21 protein-coding genes are annotated in these 20,224 nt (G+C 31.0%); 11 read left to right on the top strand and 10 right to left on the bottom strand.

The features are described from left to right. Positions 1–129 precede the first annotated feature (129 nt). Complete coding sequence (locus DL91_RS03480; RefSeq protein ID WP_048190263.1) at positions 130–558, bottom strand: PepSY domain-containing protein; 429 nt, start codon at positions 556–558, stop codon at positions 130–132. 282 nt (positions 559–840) lie between these two features. On the opposite strand from DL91_RS03480, the gene nudC reads away from it, so the two are divergent. Together nudC and DL91_RS03470 are read left to right on the top strand one after the other, a co-directional pair. Further along, the gene (gene nudC / locus DL91_RS03475; RefSeq protein ID WP_048190262.1) at positions 841–1,677 is read left to right on the top strand and encodes an NAD(+) diphosphatase; all 837 of its coding nucleotides are present in this window, start codon (positions 841–843) and stop codon (positions 1,675–1,677) included. A 168-nt stretch (positions 1,678–1,845) separates the two neighbouring features. Then, complete coding sequence (locus DL91_RS03470) at positions 1,846–2,055, top strand: TetR family transcriptional regulator (protein ID WP_052374087.1); 210 nt, start codon at positions 1,846–1,848, stop codon at positions 2,053–2,055. Between the two features lie 656 nt (positions 2,056–2,711). Here DL91_RS03470 and DL91_RS03465 read toward each other — a convergent pair. Continuing rightward, positions 2,712–2,933, bottom strand: coding sequence for a TRAM domain-containing protein (locus DL91_RS03465; RefSeq protein WP_048190261.1), 222 nt, complete (start codon positions 2,931–2,933; stop codon positions 2,712–2,714). Between the two features lie 361 nt (positions 2,934–3,294). On the opposite strand from DL91_RS03465, the gene DL91_RS03460 reads away from it, so the two are divergent. Beyond that, positions 3,295–3,552 (top strand): hypothetical protein, encoded by a 258-nt coding sequence (locus tag DL91_RS03460; RefSeq protein ID WP_048190260.1) that lies wholly within the window; start codon positions 3,295–3,297, stop codon positions 3,550–3,552. A gap of 243 nt (positions 3,553–3,795) precedes the next feature. Here the strand turns inward: DL91_RS03460 and DL91_RS03455 are convergent, their stop codons facing one another. Then, positions 3,796–4,209 (bottom strand): hypothetical protein, encoded by a 414-nt coding sequence (locus DL91_RS03455; RefSeq protein ID WP_048190259.1) that lies wholly within the window; start codon positions 4,207–4,209, stop codon positions 3,796–3,798. A gap of 310 nt (positions 4,210–4,519) precedes the next feature. On the opposite strand from DL91_RS03455, the gene DL91_RS03450 reads away from it, so the two are divergent. The 3 genes from DL91_RS03450 (at position 4,520) to DL91_RS12705 (ending at position 8,057) form a co-directional block, all read left to right on the top strand. Then, positions 4,520–6,250, top strand: coding sequence for a YhgE/Pip domain-containing protein (locus DL91_RS03450; RefSeq protein WP_231551374.1), 1,731 nt, complete (start codon positions 4,520–4,522; stop codon positions 6,248–6,250). 26 nt (positions 6,251–6,276) lie between these two features. After that, positions 6,277–6,423, top strand: a complete 147-nt coding sequence (locus DL91_RS14120; RefSeq protein WP_231551373.1) for a hypothetical protein — start codon at positions 6,277–6,279, stop codon at positions 6,421–6,423. 287 nt (positions 6,424–6,710) lie between these two features. Further along, positions 6,711–8,057, top strand: a complete 1,347-nt coding sequence (locus tag DL91_RS12705) for a BPL-N domain-containing protein (protein WP_052374085.1) — start codon at positions 6,711–6,713, stop codon at positions 8,055–8,057. Position 8,058: 1 nt separating this feature from the next. On the opposite strand, the gene DL91_RS13350 is transcribed toward DL91_RS12705, so the two are convergent. Next, positions 8,059–8,226, bottom strand: coding sequence for a hypothetical protein (locus DL91_RS13350; protein ID WP_156095924.1), 168 nt, complete (start codon positions 8,224–8,226; stop codon positions 8,059–8,061). Positions 8,227–8,609: 383 nt separating this feature from the next. Here DL91_RS13350 and DL91_RS03440 point away from each other — a divergent pair, with 383 nt between their 5' ends. Continuing rightward, positions 8,610–10,136 (top strand): CARDB domain-containing protein, encoded by a 1,527-nt coding sequence (locus DL91_RS03440; protein ID WP_052374084.1) that lies wholly within the window; start codon positions 8,610–8,612, stop codon positions 10,134–10,136. A gap of 169 nt (positions 10,137–10,305) precedes the next feature. On the opposite strand, the gene DL91_RS03435 is transcribed toward DL91_RS03440, so the two are convergent. Beyond that, positions 10,306–10,644, bottom strand: a complete 339-nt coding sequence (locus DL91_RS03435) for a hypothetical protein (protein WP_197050589.1) — start codon at positions 10,642–10,644, stop codon at positions 10,306–10,308. A 115-nt stretch (positions 10,645–10,759) separates the two neighbouring features. After that, positions 10,760–11,254, bottom strand: a complete 495-nt coding sequence (gene tfe / locus DL91_RS03430) for a transcription factor E (RefSeq protein ID WP_048190257.1) — start codon at positions 11,252–11,254, stop codon at positions 10,760–10,762. A 782-nt stretch (positions 11,255–12,036) separates the two neighbouring features. On the opposite strand from tfe, the gene DL91_RS03425 reads away from it, so the two are divergent. From DL91_RS03425 to DL91_RS03415, 3 genes are read left to right on the top strand one after another with little or no spacing between them, the layout of a single operon-like run. Next, a complete protein-coding gene (locus DL91_RS03425) occupies positions 12,037–12,222 on the top strand; it encodes a hypothetical protein (protein ID WP_048190256.1) in 186 nt (61 codons plus the stop codon). Next, entirely contained in the window at positions 12,222–12,911 is a 690-nt protein-coding gene (locus DL91_RS12700) for a succinylglutamate desuccinylase/aspartoacylase family protein (RefSeq protein ID WP_156095922.1), read from the top strand. Before DL91_RS03425 ends, DL91_RS12700 begins: the two co-directional genes overlap by 1 nt. 32 nt (positions 12,912–12,943) lie before the next feature. Further along, entirely contained in the window at positions 12,944–13,165 is a 222-nt protein-coding gene (locus tag DL91_RS03415) for a hypothetical protein (protein ID WP_048190255.1), read from the top strand. 75 nt (positions 13,166–13,240) lie between these two features. Here DL91_RS03415 and DL91_RS03410 read toward each other — a convergent pair whose 3' ends face one another. The 3 genes from DL91_RS03410 to DL91_RS03400 form a co-directional block, all read right to left on the bottom strand. Further along, entirely contained in the window at positions 13,241–13,888 is a 648-nt protein-coding gene (locus tag DL91_RS03410; RefSeq protein ID WP_048190254.1) for a hypothetical protein, read from the bottom strand. A gap of 259 nt (positions 13,889–14,147) precedes the next feature. Next, entirely contained in the window at positions 14,148–15,959 is a 1,812-nt protein-coding gene (locus DL91_RS03405; protein WP_048190253.1) for a DUF2207 domain-containing protein, read from the bottom strand. A gap of 10 nt (positions 15,960–15,969) precedes the next feature. Next, on the bottom strand, positions 15,970–16,521 hold the full coding sequence (locus DL91_RS03400) for a LemA family protein (RefSeq protein WP_048190252.1): 552 nt from the start codon (positions 16,519–16,521) through the stop codon (positions 15,970–15,972). A gap of 321 nt (positions 16,522–16,842) precedes the next feature. Between DL91_RS03400 and DL91_RS12695 the strand changes: the two genes are divergently transcribed. Continuing rightward, entirely contained in the window at positions 16,843–17,619 is a 777-nt protein-coding gene (locus DL91_RS12695) for an Hsp20/alpha crystallin family protein (RefSeq protein ID WP_052374081.1), read from the top strand. Position 17,620: 1 nt separating this feature from the next. Here DL91_RS12695 and DL91_RS12690 read toward each other — a convergent pair whose 3' ends face one another. Next, the gene (locus DL91_RS12690) at positions 17,621–19,744 is read right to left on the bottom strand and encodes a sensor histidine kinase (RefSeq protein ID WP_052374079.1); all 2,124 of its coding nucleotides are present in this window, start codon (positions 19,742–19,744) and stop codon (positions 17,621–17,623) included. Positions 19,745–20,224: the final 480 nt, after the last annotated feature.

Here is a 20,224-nt window from a genome sequence, read left to right as displayed (position 1 = left end):
CGTTAAAGCTAAAATATTGATAAATCAAACTCCAAAGCTTTATAAGATTAATAAATAACTTCAAAATTTGATTTAATTAATTTAGAATATCTTGAGGGGGATGAAAAAAAGGGAAAAATATTTAATAATTTAATTTGAAGGTGCTCCTCCAGCCCCACCTAAATTCTTTCCATTGTGTGCATCAATATATATTTCTCCAACATTTTTCTTTTTATCAATTACAGGAACTATGTAAACTTTTTTACCATCCTGTTTTACTAGTTTAGGAGTGCCTGGTATTGCTCCCGGTTCTTCTATATATTTTTTTGCCAGTATTTTGGCTGCCGTAGGAGATATTATTTCAACCTTAACGTTGGTTACCATGTTATGAACTGGAGCATTATTTGAAGACTCCGGGAATGTACTAGGACTGTTGTTAGAGATCGAAGATAAGGGTGCCGCCACATCAGAGGCTATATTATTATTAGAATTATTATTTCCTGAAATTGCAAAAGCAGCAATTACAAAAACAGAGATAGATACCAAAATTAATAAAGTCACAGTTGCTCTTTTAAACATTGTTTTGCCCCATAAATTATCCAAATCTAATATTACCATCTAATTCATATTTTTAACATCGATATTAAATTACTAAATTATCTAATTACACTCAATTACATACTAATACAACATCATTAATATAATTTCTTATTTGAAACTTGTAAATGTAAACAGTCTTACAAATCCCAAAACAACTTTTAACTAATATGTCCATGATTAATTTGAAATCCAGATACAATTTGATGGAATAGAAAATGGATGGGTTAATTATTTATCAAAGATTTTAGATCAATTATTAATATGTCCAGAGAAAGTATTTACAAGAGGTATGTACCCTCTTTTGCACCTGAAGTTAATGAAGATAGCAATATTTTCTGGTTTGTTTTTAACTCTGATAACTTGCTTATTGATCTTGAAAAAAACTGCAAAATTCCTTTTATAAAAGATCTTAAAGTTTTGAATATTCTCCCTATTAGAACACTGTATATGGGAACCTTTCTAGGACATGCATGTTATTCCGCTGAAGTTGCACCAGAAACAAATGCTCCAGAATCAATGGCTTTCATGGATTTACGGCATTTATATGAAATTTTAGAGGAAGATTTGTTTCTTTTAGCTGGAAGAGCAATTCAAATAGTGAATTGGGATAAAAATCATAGTTTCTGTGGTAAATGTGGTACCCATACTGAAATCATGGACACTGAAATGGCCAAAATTTGTCCAGAATGTGGTTTTATAAGCCATACACGTATTGTTCCTGCAGTGATAACTGCAATTATAAAGGATGAAAAGCTTCTTATGGCCAAACATTCCTATGGTTTGAAAAATATGTACGGCCTAGTTGCCGGATTTATAGAAGCAGGTGAAACCTTAGAAGAAGGTGTTCAACGGGAAATTATGGAAGAAGTGGGTTTGAAAGTTAAAGATATTAAATATTTTGGAAGTCAACCATGGCCATTTCCCAACTCTCTTATGATCGGTTTTACAGCCACATACGAAAGTGGAGAGATAAAAGTGGATGGAAACGAAATTTTAGAAGCAAAATGGTTTGATATTGACGAAGTTCCAAGAACTCATTCTAATATGAGTATTGCAAGCGATTTAATTAACTGGTATATTGGTAATTATTCGAAATGAAGATTATAATCCAAGTATAGATTAAGATAGTTCATCTAAAATTCTTAATTATCAGTTTCTTTGGTTTCCTTACCATTTGATATTTAATCACATACAGAATATATTAAGATGATTTTGAGTTAAATGAATCTGATTCAATAATCGGTTTTAGATTGAAAGGTGAATGAAATGTCCGCTGCTAAAAGGAGAGAATTGGAAAAAGAACGTCGAAGAACCGACATCCTGAACACCGCAGAACAACTTTTCTTCTTAAAAGGATTTGAAAATGTTTCATTGAATGACATTGCTAAAGAATTACAACTGGCAGATCAACACTCTATTTATACTTTGAGAATAAAGAAGAACTATTTTTTGCCATCGTGCTTAGAGGGGCTTTAATGTTACATAAATTGGTTAAAGAAGAATTAAAAGATGTAGATACTGCGATTGAAAAGTTAGCTGCGTTTAGGAAGGCTTACTATTTTTTTGCCAGTGAAGTAATTTTGTTATAGATCAAGGTGAACCACTTCAATTTGGAATTGAAGATGGAAAATTAGAAGAATTCCTTTCAAATAGAGGATTTAAAAATATTCATAATGTAAGCAGTGCTGACTTTAAAAAGCTTTATTGTCAGGTAAAAATGTAAACAGGGAAGTTTGTAATCTTCTATACTTTGCTCATGCAGAGGTTGTATAAAATATTATTAAATCACTAGATTAATCTTTTTTTTATATATAAAAAAATTAGAGCAGTAAATTTCTATGGAAATAGTTATGGATAGATAAAATTGATTTTAAAGAGTAAATAATTGAATTTAATAATTTATCAGAATTTTAAAAGTTATTTATCTAATAAGCTGAAAATAAAGAGTATAAAAATTATATTAAAAAAAATATTGATATCAATGTTTTTAGAATATGAAATAAATTTCACATCCTAAAATTTTAGATATTAACAAATAGAAATTCGAGAAAATTAATAAAATTATAAACTTTGTAAACTTATAAGATTAACAATTTTCAAGAAAACTTTGCTTTAACAATTCAAAATTGAGATTATTCGACTATTTCAGCGAATGCAAAATTTCTTCTTGTTGAATTAATCTTAATTTTTACTTCGTCGCCAACTTTAGCGCCTGAAACAAAAACCACAAAACCTTCTATACGAGCAATTCCGTCTCCGTCTCTGCCAGTATCCTCAATTTTAACATCGTATTCTCCGCCTTCTTGAATAGGAGCATCATTTCTTTTATCATTACCGTAACTATTTCCAAACAAATTTATCACTTCCAATTTTTAGCCTATAAAATAGGCTTATTCACTATTGATTTTAACACCTTATAAAGTAATTGGAAGTTTTCATTCTTTTATTTAATAATTTATTTTGAAATTTGAAAAAATTATTTGGATAAGGCTAAAAAGCTGTAAACTGATCAATTTTTTAGAATAAGGAATTTATTTTCCCTACAAAATTCAGTTTTTCCCAAAAATATTATATCAATACTAATATTTTCAGTTTTTTAATTAAAGATTGTAAATTTTTATATACTTTTATGATTGGTATTTTTTAGAAAAGTTAAAGTGAAAAGCAAACCATAATATTAGATAGATTAAAAAAATGATGTTGGAGGGTGATTATATGGATATAAAAAATGAAAATCTAACTGGTGAACAGTTATTAAAATCAATAAGTGATAAAAGAAAGTTATTCCATAGCAAAGCCCAATTTCCTAACGCCATATTAATAAATCCAAGTTGTTATTCTATTTTAAAGAAAGTTATGAAATCTGAAAATATATCCAGTAAGAAGATTTTTGACCTTGAAATTTTTGTAACAGAAGATACTTCCTCCTATCAGTTAATTAGAATTTATGATCCACACGAATGTTCAATATAACATTTCATATCCAATTGTTATCACATCTTAAAAATAGGACATTATTTTATTTTTTATAACAAAAAATATATTAATCATCAAAAAGATCAATATTATTATAATCGGAGTTAAGAGGAGTTCTAATTATTTAAAATAGAACTAACTTTCAGGTTAAAAATAAACTGTGCTAAAGAATAATATATTTATTTTAATTATTTTTTAATAAATCCCCTAGCCTAATAATTCTCTATTTCTTAAAATCCATTATTTTATTAATAAACTGTCTACTTCGGTTGTTATTGGTCTAAACTCCAACCTGAATTTATCCAGCAGAGTTCTTGACTCTTCCAGTTTCTCAGCCTTTTCTTTCTCATGATCGTCCGAGAATACAACAAAATCATAGTTGGCAGCTATAGATTCTTGTAAAGTTATTAAACTGTGAAGGATCTTTAAATGTAGGGATACACAATTATCTGGAGGACTTAAAACTTCGTATCTGAAAAATGCAGTTTCAACACCTTTCATAATCCCCTTTATTTTTTTGTAAGCTTCCTGATTATCAATTTTTTCCTCTTTTTCAAGGTTAATTAATTCGCTGATTAACAGGGCCTGATTACCTGTTTCATTAATACAAGTTTTACTTCGCTTTAAAAATTGTTTTCTGGTTAAAACCGACATTAAATATTCACCCTATTTTTTTAGAAATGTTATGATAAAGTCCAATGAACATTATTTGAAAATTTTAGTTAATTTATTTTCAATGTATATTTTCCATATTTATTTTTCATGTTATTTCCATGTTATACTATATGGATCTAGATGGAAATTATTTTATCTATTTTTCTTATCCAGTAAAGATTAATTACAGATTGTAACTAAAAGAGTAACATTTTTATATGAAGTTGTTAAACTTTATTATTTCAAGCTTTATTGTAATTCATTATTTATTATACACAAATTTAAGCCTTTAAGGAGAAGGATGGTTTTAATGATAAAGGGAGTAAGAGAAATATTTAGAAATAATGTTAAGGCGGTTATTAAGAATCCTGTTGTTATGTTTGTTTTGATTGTTATTATTTTTATTCCATCGTTGTATGCATTACTAAATATCCAGGCCACATGGGATCCGTATGCTCGAACTTCAAATATTGAAATTGCTGTTGTTAACGAGGATCTGGGTTACTCTACCAATGGGACAAGTTATAATGTGGGAAATATGCTTGTTGATGAGTTGAAGAATAATACAAATTTCAGCTGGAAGTTTGTTGATAGGGATAATGCAATGAATGGTGTTAAAAATGGAGATTATTATGCTGCACTCATAATTCCAAATAATTTCAGCGAGGATCTGCTTTCCATTGAAACATCAACACCCCAACAGGCTAAAATAGTTTATATTGTAAACGATAAAACCAATCCAATTGCACCAAGGATTACAAATGCCGGTGTAGATGCTGTACAGTCACAGGTTAATGATGAAGTTGTTAAAACTGTTGACGGTATAATTTTTGGCAAACTAGGTGATGTGGGGCAGATAGTCAAGGAAAATGAAGCACAATTTTTAAAAACAAGTGCGTTTGTTAACGAACTGAATGGAAAAATAGGGGCAATAGATGCAACACTTGGAGAAGCTAATTCTGATATGGATACTTTAAATGATATCTGGCCTAAAGTCAGTGCAGCCCTGCCAGAAATACAGAAATATTCCAATGAAGTTAGAAACTCCTATGATTCACTGTATAATCAAATAGAATCCGATCCAAAAGGTGCCCTGACAAAGGTTCAGGATATGGAGTTAAAGGTTAACACTTCAATTGTTTCTTTAAAATATATTGATGCTATTTTAACCAGTTTATACGATGCAACTGGTGATGAACAGTTAAAACCTATTATAGCAGAAGTTGAAAATGATATTGGAATGGCAAATAAGGTACTGACTGTCTTGAAGGAGATAGAAGCCGATATAAAGGACGGTACTAATCCAACAGGTAAGTTAAATGAATTAAAAACATTAATTGATCAACTGGACGATGGTGTTAATTCACTTGTAAGTAATAAGGATAATATTAACCAGAAAATTAATGAGGCGTCCTCTAAATTGAGTTTAGCCAATTCTAAATGGCCTCTAATTAAATCTGAAATTCCTGTTGCAGCTGCTAAACTCAACTCAATAAGTGTTGATGATCTGGATAAATTAATTGCATTCTCTTATATGGACCAGGGTGATGTTCAAAATTACTTTAAAACTCCTGTAACACTTGAAAAGCAACACATTTATCCTATTGCTAATTATGGATCTGCACTGGCTCCATTTTATATTTCAATATCGCTATGGATCGGTTGTATTATTGCTGTTGCCATGATCACCATGAGAATTAAAACGCGCAAAATATACAACACAGCAAGTGTTTATATTGGAAGAATGGGATTGTTTTTAATTATAAGTATTTTACAGGCGCTGCTGGTTTCAATTGGTGCATTGTTACTGCATATCCAGGTTACCTCTGCATTGTTGTTCACATTGACCACTGTGTACATTGGTGTGTGTGCAATGATAATTGTGTATTCAATGACATCCACATTTGGGAATGCTGGTAAGGCCTTGGCCATTATTATCCTGGTTTTGCAGATCACTGCTACCGGTGGAACTTTCCCTGTAGAAATTTTGCCACCATTTTTCCAGACAATACATCCATATTTACCATTGTCATATGTATAGGAGCACTGCGTGAGGTAATTGCAGGTGTGATTTGGACCAGCTATTGGTATGATATGGCGATTTTAACTGTATTCCCTATAATAGCATTTGTTTTAACCATGCTCATCAAGGAGAAGATGGATAAAGGTGCACAGATAATTGAAACCAGATTGAAAAAGAGTGGATTATTTTAAGTGGATTGATACCATAGTTGGGTACGATCAAACCCCATATCATTTAAATCCCAAAATATTTTCCATAAATTCTTAATTTTCTGATCTTGCGAGTTGTATTGAATTTGATAAAATTATATTATGAAACCTATTATTTTTATTTAATTATTTTTAAATTTAAATTATATCAAAACTTTAATAAACCTCTGATAACTAAATATAAACATTACAACAGTTTTAAGATTATTTTTATTTATTTTAATTATTCAACAATTAAAACCAATTGAAATCTATTTAATTGGACATCATTGGGGGGGCGTTTTACTATCAAGAAGTATTTAGTTTTAGCTTTATTAATTCTTGGAATAACATTAAGTTTAGGCACATATGGTGTCTCAGCAACTAATGTTGGGACTGGAAGCACGGAAAATATAAGTTTAAGCCATTTTGAAGGATCAAATGCAAAAATTGTTAGTCAGACAAGTTTAAAAAGTACAAGTTCGAAACCAGTTTCTAAAACTGTATCTTCTTCAAGGAAGGTTATTAAAGTAGTTATATACAATGGAAGGGGTGCAATTAGTAGCTGTGTCTCTGGGGTAAAAACTGGTCTTCACACTGCAAACACTAAACATCTATTGAAGGGTTATTGTTTCTCATATTCAACAACAAAAACAATAAATTATTCAATTCTATCCCATTACAATGTACTTGTAATGCCCGGGGGTACAAGTGGTAAAAATTATATAAACGCTGTGAGCAGTAGTGCCATACGAAATTTCGTTAAAAATGGTCATGGCTACCTTGGAATTTGTGCAGGTGCATATTCTGGTTCTAGAAATGTTGATGGGATGTATAGGGCTTGGGGTGTTGCCCCTCATGTTTATTGTAAACATCCTTATCATGAAGGTATTTTAAAGGTAAAAATATTAAATGCTGGAATTAATTTATTTGGATCTGGCGGGACAGTTACCATGGCCCATTACAATGGTCCTGCAATGTATGTTAAAGGTGGTAAAGCTGTTACATTTGCTGTGTATGCAGACAATCAAATTGGGTATAAAAATTATGGAGCCATTGTAGGTGATTATTACTACCATGGAAGATCGATCTTAAGTGGACCTCATCCAGAATTAGACCCACAACATCCAAGTATATTGGCACGTCTTGTTGCCTGGACAGCAAAGGTACCTGTGGTAAATGGTCTTGCAGTTACAATGTCCAATCCAAGTAGTGGTGCTGTGGATGTTTCACCCAACAAAGTTTTAAAGATCACCTTCAGCAAACCTGTAAAATTTGGAAACAAATTGATAACACTTAAAAACAGTTCTGGAAATTCCATAGCAACAACCAAAAGCATCATCAGTAATGTGCTCACTTTAAGACATAAATTACTCAGCAAAGGAGTTAAATATATTATTACATTGGCTTCTGGAAGTGTGACAGACCTATCAGGTAAAGCGATTTCACACTATTCAACCAGTTTTAGGGTTTCTTCTTTGACCATGGCACAGATGAAGGATGGTATTTCCCGAGTTCAGAAATTCTACATTACAAACCATAGACTACCAGCTTATGTTACATTTGGTACCAAAAAAATATTGATAAATAAGTTCAAAGCCATAATAGGAGCATATGGGCTGAAAATAAATTATTAAATTATTTTTTAAGCCCAAAATAAAGTTCAATAAGGGAAAATCTTACATCATTGTCCAAATCTTTAATTAGTTCTGCTGATAAAAAGCATTTTGGAGTTGCTAGTGCTATTTTAAGCGATAAAAAAGCTATAGACCAGGTGTTTTGAATGGGAATAGTCTTCTTAGCCACTTCTAAGTTTTTAGTCCCTATTAATCTTGCATTAGCTAATCATGCAGCATTGCTTATGATTATGAAAGTGTCCCTTATTATATTATCAATTTTATGTACTGTCGGGATTTTACATCATTTTTAAGAAGATAAAAATTTGAATTCAAAAAAGTATGAGTTGTATGAAGATTCAGAAAAAAGTTGATTAAAAATATATTCTTGTTTTTTTCTTGATCTTATTATATTTGATTTGGATGGGTGAGGATCTGCACTTTTAACATGAATAATTATATATTCTGGTGAAGGATATTCCATATATATTATTAAATGAGTTAAAAAAATATTGGGAATTAAATTCTCATATAGCAGATATTTATCCCTAAAAAATATAAAGGTGTGCTGGTTTGGATATAAAAAGGATTTTTAAGATTTTATTAGTAACTGCAGTATCATTGACATTTATTTGCAGCATTTTACCCTATTCAGAGGCCCATATATTAATTATAGGGGATTCTACCAATGATATACCATCAACATACACCGAAGCAAAAAGTATTGCCACTCTACTTAAATCAAAAGGATATTCTGTTTTAGAACTTTATAAAGGAAATGCTACCACCAAGAATATATTAAAGGGTATGTACGGAGCAGATGCAATAATATATGCAGGTCATGGTGGATATCAGTCGGGTAATTACAATTTGAAAGGAGGATCTGCAACTCCTCCCTTTGCATTGGTTGGTTCTAATAATTTTATATGGGGTATTGGAAATAGAATGCGTGAAGGATGGGATGGAAAACTGTTTACAGCCCCAGTAAAAAATAGTATTCCTGTAATCCTGCTAGAATCCTGTTTTTCAACGGGATGGGTGGACAATTACCAAGTTTCAAATCCAACCAGCACAATATACAATTTTGCAAATATGTTTAGAGGTTCTGGAGCTAATTATTATACAAGTGCTTGGACTGGAGAAGGTTTGGATCTTGTCAAGAGTTTTATTAGTGAGGGAACCAAAAATTTTGCAGAATACAATAGTAAAAACGAATATGAAAAGATTGTTAAATCAACATCATACAATAGTACAAAGGTTTGGAGAAATTCCGGAGGATATTCTGCATTTGTTGGTAACTGGCTTGGTACTTTCCCAACACTTCAACAAACAACCAAATACAATGCTAATGCGGCAGAGTTATGGTACAACAGCGACAGATCAAAAAACCCTTATCAATCTGATTTAACTGTATCAGAGGTTATTAATCCAAAGAATGGTATTAAAGGGCATAAAATTAATGTTTTGAGCACTATTAAAAATTTGGTTAATGCTACATCCAGCAGTTTTTACGTGAATTTTTACCTTAAAAAGAATTCAACAAGCAAAAATATCTACATTGGACAGTCTTTCATAACAAGTATTGGTTCACTGTCAACTAAACATTTAAATACAACACTTACATTACCAACAAGCATAGCTACAGCTAATTATAATATTTTAGTCTATGCAGACCCTTATAAAACCAATCCTGAAACAAATAAAAATAACAATTACAAGTTAGGTTCAACCAGGATAACCATTCACAGTGCATACAGGGATCTGGTTGTAACTGGAATTAGTGCCAAAATTAATGGTTACAGTGGAAACAAATTATATGTAACCAACACCATTAAAAATATTGGAACAATCAGCACAAGTAGCTTCTGGGTGCATTATTACCTTAAAAAGAAGGGAAATGCCCAGAATAAATATATAGGCCAGCATTACTTCAATGGGCTAGGTGGAGGTAAAAGTAAAACTTTGAATTCCACAATAAAATTATCTAGTTCTATTGTTGCTAAGAATTATTATATTTCAGCATATGCAGATGCCCATAAAACTGTATCAGAATCCAATGGAAACAACAATTACAAGTTTAGTACAATTAAAAGCGTATGAAATTATGATTTTTACACCAAATCCATATAAATACGATTTGGAAGAGACATAATGGCCCATATAACTATGTAAAAAAGGAATATTACTTTAAATGAGTAATAGAATGGAATTTAATATAAATTTAATTCTTAGTTGTTTATGAATTTTTATTTAAAAAAAGATAATAGTATTATGTAGATGATATTTTGTCCATGTCTGTTTGATTGTCCAGATCTGTTGGTGGTATTTCATCAACTTCTACTGGTAGTATTTTGTCCATGTACTTGGTTGTGAGATCCTCAATATTCATTTTCCCATTTCGCATATCCACAGTTATCTCGTTGAGCATTCCCATTAACTCACCAAATTTTTCATCGCATCGATGATCTAATAGATATGTTTGACCTTCTGCGGTTTTATCCAGTACACTTATTGCCTTTAACATCTCATGAATGTTAATTTCTCCACATTTACCTGCACGAGCCCTCAAAATAAGTTCATTATTTAAACCCTTTAATTCGTTTTTCAATAAGATATAAATCACTCCTTATACTTTGAATTCTGTATTCAGGGTTAATATGAGCTTATTCCCTAGAATATTTAAATAAATTATTTAACAAAAATAAATTTAAAAAAATAATTGATTATGCTTGGTTATTTTTCTTCATAATCTGTTTCAATTCTGCAATTATGGTTTTATTATCCTGAAATTCCAGAGATTCACCACATTTTGGACATGAAAAGTTGTTTTCTGATGCTTCGTCAAATTTGTATCTGTGGCCATTTAAATTACATGCAAAGAACATGTTTTCTTCTTCGAATTCAAGAGATTTTTCAATTTCTTCAGAAAACTTTTCATATTTCTTGCTTATTATTTCAGAAATTTTATCCTGGTCAAATTTCCAACTGTATATGTACCAGTTAGTTTCAGGATCTCTGCTTCTTTTATAGGAGGCTATGCCTGCATCGTAAAGTTTATAGAGTACTTTCCTTACGATGTTCAATCTTATTTCAGTTTCTTCTGCAATTTCTTCGTCGAATGTTTTACCCTTCTGTATACATTCAATTATAGAAACACTGCTTTTTTCATCGTTGGTTATATCCATTAATATTTCCTGGACTATTGGATCGCTTAACATAATTATCCCCCTTTTACATTCAATATTTTTATTTGACAGTTAAAAAATACTGCATATACATTCAATTGCCGTTATATCCTCCAATCAAGTTTTTGAGAATTTTACGAATAATAATTGAATGTGGAATACTTATTTCTTAATAAACTTTTTTAAATTAAATTTCTTTCATCTGAATTATTCTTCAATGCAAATTTATTATACCCAATTCTACCAATGTAAAATAAACAAATTTATTATTTATCTATTTGAATTTCTAAAATTTGAAAACTAAAAAAGGAACAGTCTTCTTTTCTGTACTGTTTTATATATGTTTTTATAGCATATATACTTTGCGGTTTATTTTTGTAATTTACTATAAAAATCTATTTAAATTTATATAAATTTCAAACTATCTAATAAATATATTTGAATTTTAGTTAGTCTATATGTTTCGGTTTAAAAAACATAAAAATCATGGTATGAATTACGATTTTAACTGCCAGAAACTAGAATATTCAAGTAATTATTTTTGTGTGTGTAAATCATTTATTATTCCGTCTATATTTAACAATTTTTCATTCATAAATTCCATTTCTTCTATTTTTAATTCTATAACCTTCCATAAATTCCAAATTTTACAACTCTTTAGAAATTTTTAAATTGGATGATTGAGAAGTGTTTGAATTAATATTATAAGTACCCTGAATCAACCTAAAATATATACATTTAAAAAGTATAAGTTAAACTTTTAAAATTAAAAATAAATATTCTAAAAATGGAATCATTTATATCGGGGTAAAATTTTGAAAAAAAATCTATTAATCATCTTAATGATTTTAATTGTAGTTCCATTAATCATTCAAAGTTCTAGTTCAGCTGCAACCCCTGGAATAAGTTCTATTCATAAAGTGGTTTCACATGTTCCCAATAAAAATTTAATTGTTAACCATTTATCTGTTCCTTTGAAGGGTATTAAAGGTGTAAGATAGTGGTGTCTAACACTATAAAAAATAGGGGAAATATCTCCTATCACAGTATCTGGTTTAATTATTACCTTAAAAATATTCACAGCCACGCAATTACTTATCTAGGGAGCAATCACTCATCAAATTTGGCTGCTGGTGCTTCTAAACATCAATTAACTTCTTTTTACATCAGTCCCAAAATAAATGTGGGTAATTATTATTTATTAACGGTTGTAAGTACTAAAAAAATTGTTTCAAAGTATAATATTGGAAATAATTATAGATACACTAAAAAGAAGATCAAAATTATTGGACCGGAATATATCATATTTAACAGTAAAATTGGTGGAGATGTTACCCGGAACTCTCAGATCGATTCTAATATATCCAAGACAGATTTTGCAAAAACAATTTTTAGTCTGGAGAAAAAGGGATCTGTAATGTTGAAATTTGGAAATGGCCATGGTCCCATACTTCTTATCTCAGCTGGTATTCATGGTAATGAAACAGCAGCAAATATTGGAATTATGAAGTATTTAGAATATATTAAGGACGAAAATATCCATGGAACACTTTATGTTTTACCATTTGCAATTCCATTAGATACTGAACTTAATACCAGATTTTACAAGGGCATTGATCCAAATAGAATTGCAAATGTAAAAGGTTCTCCTGCCTGGAAATTGCTCAATTCGCAAAAAATAAGGGAATAAAATACATTTTAGATATTCATTCAGGCGGAGGGGTGACTCCGGAAGGTTATTTATATTTAAACCCATCAACCACAGGATCAAAGGAAGATAAATTGACTTCTTATATAGCAAATGTTTCTGGTTGTACAAAAAAAGTACAACCGCTTGGAACAGGTATGTTGAGAACAGAAGCTTACAATTTGGGTATTAACACCATTACACTGGAAGTTGAAAGGGATAATACTTACATGTCAATTGCATCTGAAACAGTTTAAAAATGATTATGGCCACATGCAGATACTTTAGATTTCCATAAATCCATTTTTTAATCAATTAAATTCTTATTATATTTAATAGATTTTATGCGATAAAATTCCTGTTGCCCATTCATTGTAAAGTTCGTTTGAAATTTCTTCTATTTCCTGTGAGTCTTTATGTTCTTTAATCCAAAATTTCCACCATACAGGGTTTTTTTCATGTTCAACCATATGTAATGCCTCGTGTATCACATCTAAATATATATTATTAATTTCCAAATCTTCATTTAGCACGTCTATATGTCTTGTTTTTCTCAATAATATCAAATAATCATATCCAGAATTTTCAGTTAACATGGTGTGTAGAAATGTTACATCCTTCTCTGTGCCGTTATTTTCATTTAAAATTTCAATGGCACCATAAACTGGTGTAATGGTATTATACACTTTATTGACATGGATTAAAGCTGCAGAAATATAGGAATCATCTTCACTTTGATAAAAGAATTCGCCATACTCTTTGGTTATCATTTTTAAATATTTTTTGTAGCTGTTATTACCAGATTCATTCTGTTGGGTTATCATGTAATAGAAGCTTCTAACAATATCGAATTCATAATTAAAGACCTCAAATTCAGGGTCAGATAATAAAAATATCCTATAATTTCTGTTATCAACTTGAAATCTGTAGAGTACAAAGTCTATGAGATCATCATATAATTTTATATCTGGATCTTCCATGCTCAAACCTCGATTAATTGGTTAAACTGAAATTAATGATTTTAAGATCAACCTATAATTATTGAATAATAATTTAAACATAATTTATTTTATTATTATCAATTTTAAGCTATATAAAAATAAAAAATCTTTGAAAATTTAGTTTCTAAAAAAAAATGAGATAACTTCTTCAGAAAATTTATGGAAGTTGGGTAAAAAAAAATTAATATAAATAAAAAGGAAGGTGGTGATGTTCTAATTAGAGTATTCCAATTTGATATTAGAATGCTCCTCCTCCACCTCCACCGAATCCTCCGCCCACATCTCCAACTCCTTCAAAATCTCCGCCTGATCCTGCATTTGCTGTTGATATTCCTGTGTCAAATGCATTGGATAAAAGCAAGTATCCTCCATAGTAGTGGAACATGTAGATATCACTGCCCTGTAATTCATCTTTTGGAACATATAATTCCATGGCCTTTCTAACTGCATCGGCAGCACCTAATGCTGTTGCATATACAAGATATTTGTTCCAGATAACAATTGATTCAGGAGGATATTCCTTTATCAAACTGAAATCTTGGATGTACTTCTTGAAGTTATTCCACTTAGCATCGTATTCTTCGCCGTAGGTTGTCCACTGTCCTGCTATCTTTTCTGGTAGGATTAGTGAAATAATTGCCACCACACCCAGGACAATTGACATTACAAGTGCAATATCTGCTGCAGGTAGTGAATCCATCAATGCAAAGATGAAGACTATTATAGAGACTGCTAAACCTAGTCCTCCAAAGATTTTAATGTATGTATCACCTTTCTTGTTGAAGAAGTTGTTGAGTTCGCTGTCATTTAAAAACTGGTTTTTGATGTTATCAACCCAGCCCATATAGGTTTCTCGGAAAGATTTTGCTGATTCACGGTTGGATAAGTCATCAGAGATAGCATCCATTGAAATTACACCATCTTCCTCAAACTGTGTAAGGAAATTCATAACATTCAGTTCAAATCTTTTAAGTTTTGAGGAATCCTGTTCAGGGTTAACCTTCAAAAACATTGAACCATCCGCTCCGTATCCATCCTTATCAGATGGATGGTTTTGGAGGATGAAGTATTTTCTGTTGATTAGATCCATTATGGTTGCTTTGAAACCATCCATATCTGGTACACCCACTTTTTTGGAAAATCCAGGACCACATATGGCATTTACAATTGCAGGAGGATCATCTGTTGGAATGTCCCTCTCATATTCTGCCCTGTAATCTATTTTAGGTTCTCTTCCAAACCGCAGATATATGAAAAACGGTATGAAAAGTGCTAAAAACATTAACACTGCAAGAATCTCGTACATAGCTGTTTTGAAGTTCAGTGAATTCTGGTAATCATTTTGAATCTTCAATATTTCGTTTAAACCGTTCTGGTTTATTATATTGGCGTTAACTGGATTGGCTGCAAATTGATTTTTGGGTATGACCATTCTTACTTCAAAGTACTGTCCAGATGGAACATTGGTACTTGTTACATGTAATGTGTTGTTATCCCATGAAGAACCTGCTGCAAAGTAGGGCGGATTAAGCCAGTACTGCACTCCTGTACTGGAGTTCAAATGTATATTGGCTACAACCTGTCCAATGTCAACAGCCCAGCTGGTACCAACCAGCTGGTACTGTAGTTCGGCTATATCGTTGTAAGATTTTATTCCATGTAGAAAATCGTATTCAACTGTAACATTCACATTCCTATTTGTGATAGGCGTGGTTTTTGCTGCATCAGAATAGAGATATACCTGGATACGTTTAGTTGTTCCCTGATCAATTAATTTATAGCTGGTATATGCTCCATCTGCCGATACTTTTATGTTGGTTAACTGTTGCGGTGATGTTACAGGTATATCCCGGTATATTCCATTGTAGGTCCCACTAAAGGAGTAATGGATTGTTTCAACCACATGTAGTGTTCCATCGCTCTGTACAAATAGATCTTCATTTAAAATAGGGATTGTATAACTTCGATCCGCTGCAAAGGATACTCCTGCACCAGCCATTACCGATAGAGAAAAAAAGATGATTAAAGTTAAATAAACCTTTTTATCCATCTTTTACCACCTAGAATTTAACTTCTGGAACTGCACGATCTGATTCGGCAATTTCGAAATATTCTGCCTCGGTGAAGTGGAATAGTGAGGCCAGTATATTGCTTGGAAACATTTGAACCTTGTTGTTGAACATAAGCACGGTATCATTGTAAAATTGCCGGGAATATGCAATTTTATCCTCTGTTTCTGATAACTGGGCTTGAAGCTGTCTGAAATTTTTACTTGCCTTGAGTTCAGGATAATTTTCAGCAACAGCAAATAAAGATTTCAATGAATCTGTTAGCATGTTGTTAGCTTCTGCATTTTCTTTAACAGTTGTAGCATTCATAAGGCTTGATCGGGCCTTGGTAACATTTTCAAAGACAGTTTTTTCATGTTTTGCATAGCCTTTTACAGTTTCAACGAGGTTTGGAATAAGATCTGCTCTTCTTTTAAGCTGAACATCTATCTGTGACCATGCATTTTTTACCCTGTTTCTAAGCTGTACCAGGCCGTTATACTGGTAGATAATGTAAATAACCAGTATTAGAACTATAATTAATATTATAATTTCTATTATCATTTAATTTCCTCCGTCTAAATCCTTTATAATATTATTATCTAGTATTTATTACTTAGGTATTGGAATCATTATATCTTAAAAAAAGTTTGTGAGAACGGGTATAAATTATGAATTAATGGAAAATAATTGGTTTATTAGGCTTATAAAAATTAATAATTGATCTTAAGGTTTTTATATTCTTTTAAAATTTTTTTTATTCCTATTTATATATAATTTTGGATTGTAAATGGAAATGAGTTTTTGGAATGGGGTACAAAATCGAAAACTTAATTCATATCTAGGATCAATTTATATCGGGGAGAATATTAAGAGGTGACTTGGATGGCAGAGAAAAATGATCTAGTTAGGGATGAAATAAAGAAAAAAACATTGGAAGCAAAAAATAAAGCAGAAGAACTGAAAGAAAAAACTTCAAAAAAGCAGGCAGAAGCTAAAGTGAAAACAGATGAAATGAAGGACAATGTATTGAATAAATCATCTGAAGTTAAAAAAATTGCCTTGGAAAAAAAATCAGATCTCCAAGATAAAGCCCTTGAAGTTAAAAAAGGCGCTTTAGAGAAAACAGCAGATGCAAAGGAAAGTGCTCTTATGAAAACATCCGAAATTAAAGAAAATGCCAGCGAAAAAACCGCCGAAATAAAGGCAGATACATCAGATAAAACTGCAGAATTCCGAGAAAATGCTGAAAAAACCCGAAAACAGGCAGAACGTAAGATAAATGAATTTATAAGTACTCTTAAGGATAAACAGGAAGAATTTGGAAAGACCATATCGGATTATACTTCACAAAAACCTCTTACCGATGTTCTTGAAACAGAAAATTCTTATATAATCAAAGTGGATTTACCACGCATAAAAAAGGAAAATATCAATGTTAACATAACAGAAGATTCTGTTGAGATCCAAGCTAAATTCGATGAAGAGGATGAAACTCTTGAGTTCATTAAAAAGGAAAGGAGCTATGGCGATACCAGTAGAATCATTCCTCTGCCAGAAAAAATCGAAGTTAAAAAGGCTTCTGCAAAATTCGAAGATGCTGTATTAACTGTTGAACTTCCTAAGGTTCAAGAGGAAAAGATAAAAGTTAAAATTGACTAATTTAATTTCTTTTTTTTTCTTTTTGAAATTCTGGTTCACTGAATTCTATTTTAAAAGAAGTTCCATTGGTTCTGGCCAGATGGATTGTTCCATCAATCTGATTTGTAAGGCTGTGTATTAGTTGCAAACCCAGTGAATCTGTATTTTCAATATCTATATCCTCTGGAAAACCTATTCCATCATCCTCAACACTTAATGTATAACCTTTTTCACTCTTATACAAATTTACATCGATATTTCCATTTGTAAAGTTATTTGAAAGCTCTGTTGGAAATGCATATTTCATGCTGTTGGATAGTAGTTCGTTTAATATAAGTCCCAATGGAATGGCGGTATTTACATCCAGCATTACATCTTCAACATTTATATTTAATTTCACCATGTTGGAATTTGGAACATAGGTATGGAACATATCATTTGCAAGGGTTTTAATATAGTCACCAAAATCAATTCTTTTAAGATCTGATGAATCGTATAGTCTTTGATGTATGAGTGCCATGGACTTAGCACGACTTTGACTTTCTTTAAACATCATTAGATCTTCTTTATCTTTTATATATCGTGATTGTAGATTGAGAAGACTGGAAATCACAGTTAAATTATTTTTCACACGATGATGTATCTCTTTTAAAAGAATTTCTTTTTCTTCAAGGGATTTTTTTATCTCGGCTTCTGCATTTTTACTTTCTGTAACATCTAATAGGGAAAGTAAACTATCATTTGAACCTGGTATTATCACTGCTACAACATATATGTTCTTTATATTACCTAATCTATCTTTTAACCTGAATTCATAATTCCTTGAATTGGACTCATTTTCTGAAACTCTTAAATTGTTTTTCTCCACCATTTTATCCAGGTCTTCTTTAACAACAAAATCTGTCCAGGGTTTTATTCCTTCAATTTCCTGTTTAGAGTAGCTTGAAAGTTTTTCAAACTCGCTGTTTGCCAATGTTATTATGTTATTTTCATCTATTATAGCTGTAGCAGTTCCTGTATTTTCGAATATTGTTCTATATGCAGATTCAGAGTCTTTAAGAGATTTTGAAATCTCTTTTCTCAGTGCTATTTCTTCCTGCGCCTTCCAGTAAAGTTTTTTGTTCTCGCTAACCGATATTATTTGACGTGACACAACTAGAAAGATTAGTATGCCCACACCAAATTCTAAAAATATTAAATTGGAATTAAAAGTATTATATGCACATATTAATGATATATAAGCGGCTGTAACTCCTGCTAGTGCTAAATATGGAGTTATGCTATAATTTTTATGCCAGGATAAATATTTATCTATAAAATTGTCCAGATTCAATTTTTGATGGTTATACTGTGATATACCTGCCAGTCCCACTATTAAATATCCTATGATCCATCCAAGGTCCCCTGAACTTCCCTCAACATATGTTCCATGTACTATCTGATATACATAGACTGATTCTGTAATTATCAAAACTAAAATTCCGAGGGCCAATATCAAAAATGGAGCATATCTATCCGCTTTAATTCTGTTGAAAATCAAGTCTATCAGCGAGAGCAGAAGTAAAAACCCTCCAAGAACATAGGTTAATTTAATTATTAGTGAATTGAAGTTTCCATGGAAGTTGTTAAGGGCAGGTGTAATTAGAAATATCCATAATACCAGGCTCACCGAGAACATGATTATGAGTATGTCAAAGAACCTTTTGAATCTCTGTCTTGTAGTTGAGCTTGAAGAAGGAAAAATTATGATTCCAATAAAGAATAAAGGAAAAAATAACAGATAAAATATATCGGCAAGCGAATTTGAAGGACTTTGATTGAAGTAAACAACTAAAATTCCCCCAATAATACTCGCTATAATTGATGTTACCACTGCCAATGATAAAATTGCCCATGCAGTCTCGGTTCTTTTTCCATAAATCTGCGATGCTTTACTTGCCAGGTACAAACTTACGGCAACACCCACATAAAGTATTATCATCATGCTATAACTAAAAATAGCACTGATTTCGGGTTGTTTTGTAAGTAATTTCAATACCAAGAATAAGATAACTAAAAAAGATATTCCAATGACCAAAGCATTACGAAAGGATAATTTTAAAGTCATTTTTAATTGGGGGTCCGGAATCTCATCTTCTATTTTCATTTAATACCATTCTAAATTATTTCATATAACTATTTTACCTTTTAATTCGAATTTTTCCAATAATCCATAACACTGTACCAATTTAATCACGATATATGTTAATTATTATTAATTTGTTCATACTGTCCAAGATTTTGTATATATTCCTAATAGAATTGATAGAAACTTGTAAATCACAACATATTATAATTTACAAACTAATTTGTGAATTTCATCACTTAGAATAAAATTTAACTCCTCTCTCTGTTTATTTGGCTTGTTAAATACATTTAAAGAAATCAATTTTACAAATGTTTTTTTTGTTTTGATGAATAAAAATAAATTATAATTACCACATAATATTAAATCAAGTCCTAAATATCTAATTCATTAAATTTACAGTTATTAATATGTTAAAGAGGCAAATTAGGATTTAATAGATATATGGCTTGATTTATCCCGGATTTTTGTAAGATTTTGGCATGAATTGTGCATAGTTAT

The organism is Methanobacterium sp. SMA-27, from assembly GCF_000744455.1.
GTDB lineage: Archaea > Methanobacteriota > Methanobacteria > Methanobacteriales > Methanobacteriaceae > Methanobacterium_B.
This window is presented reverse-complemented; position numbering and strand designations above follow the sequence as displayed.

Excerpts from the sequence above, each read along its gene's own strand:
- DL91_RS12695 (WP_052374081.1), top strand. The coding sequence starts at position 16,843 with ATGGCAGAGAAAAATGATCTAGTTAGGGATGAAATAAAGAAAAAAACA.
- DL91_RS03480 (WP_048190263.1), bottom strand. The coding sequence starts at position 558 with ATGTTTAAAAGAGCAACTGTGACTTTATTAATTTTGGTATCTATCTCT.
- tfe (WP_048190257.1), bottom strand. The coding sequence starts at position 11,254 with ATGTTAAGCGATCCAATAGTCCAGGAAATATTAATGGATATAACCAAC.
- DL91_RS03470 (WP_052374087.1), top strand. The coding sequence starts at position 1,846 with ATGTCCGCTGCTAAAAGGAGAGAATTGGAAAAAGAACGTCGAAGAACC.
- DL91_RS03455 (WP_048190259.1), bottom strand. The coding sequence starts at position 4,209 with ATGTCGGTTTTAACCAGAAAACAATTTTTAAAGCGAAGTAAAACTTGT.
- DL91_RS12690 (WP_052374079.1), bottom strand. The coding sequence starts at position 19,744 with ATGAAAATAGAAGATGAGATTCCGGACCCCCAATTAAAAATGACTTTA.
- DL91_RS03410 (WP_048190254.1), bottom strand. The coding sequence starts at position 13,888 with ATGGAAGATCCAGATATAAAATTATATGATGATCTCATAGACTTTGTA.
- DL91_RS03405 (WP_048190253.1), bottom strand. The coding sequence starts at position 15,959 with ATGGATAAAAAGGTTTATTTAACTTTAATCATCTTTTTTTCTCTATCG.
- DL91_RS03400 (WP_048190252.1), bottom strand. The coding sequence starts at position 16,521 with ATGATAATAGAAATTATAATATTAATTATAGTTCTAATACTGGTTATT.
- DL91_RS03450 (WP_231551374.1), top strand. The coding sequence starts at position 4,520 with ATGATAAAGGGAGTAAGAGAAATATTTAGAAATAATGTTAAGGCGGTT.
- DL91_RS03460 (WP_048190260.1), top strand. The coding sequence starts at position 3,295 with ATGGATATAAAAAATGAAAATCTAACTGGTGAACAGTTATTAAAATCA.
- nudC (WP_048190262.1), top strand. The coding sequence starts at position 841 with ATGTCCAGAGAAAGTATTTACAAGAGGTATGTACCCTCTTTTGCACCT.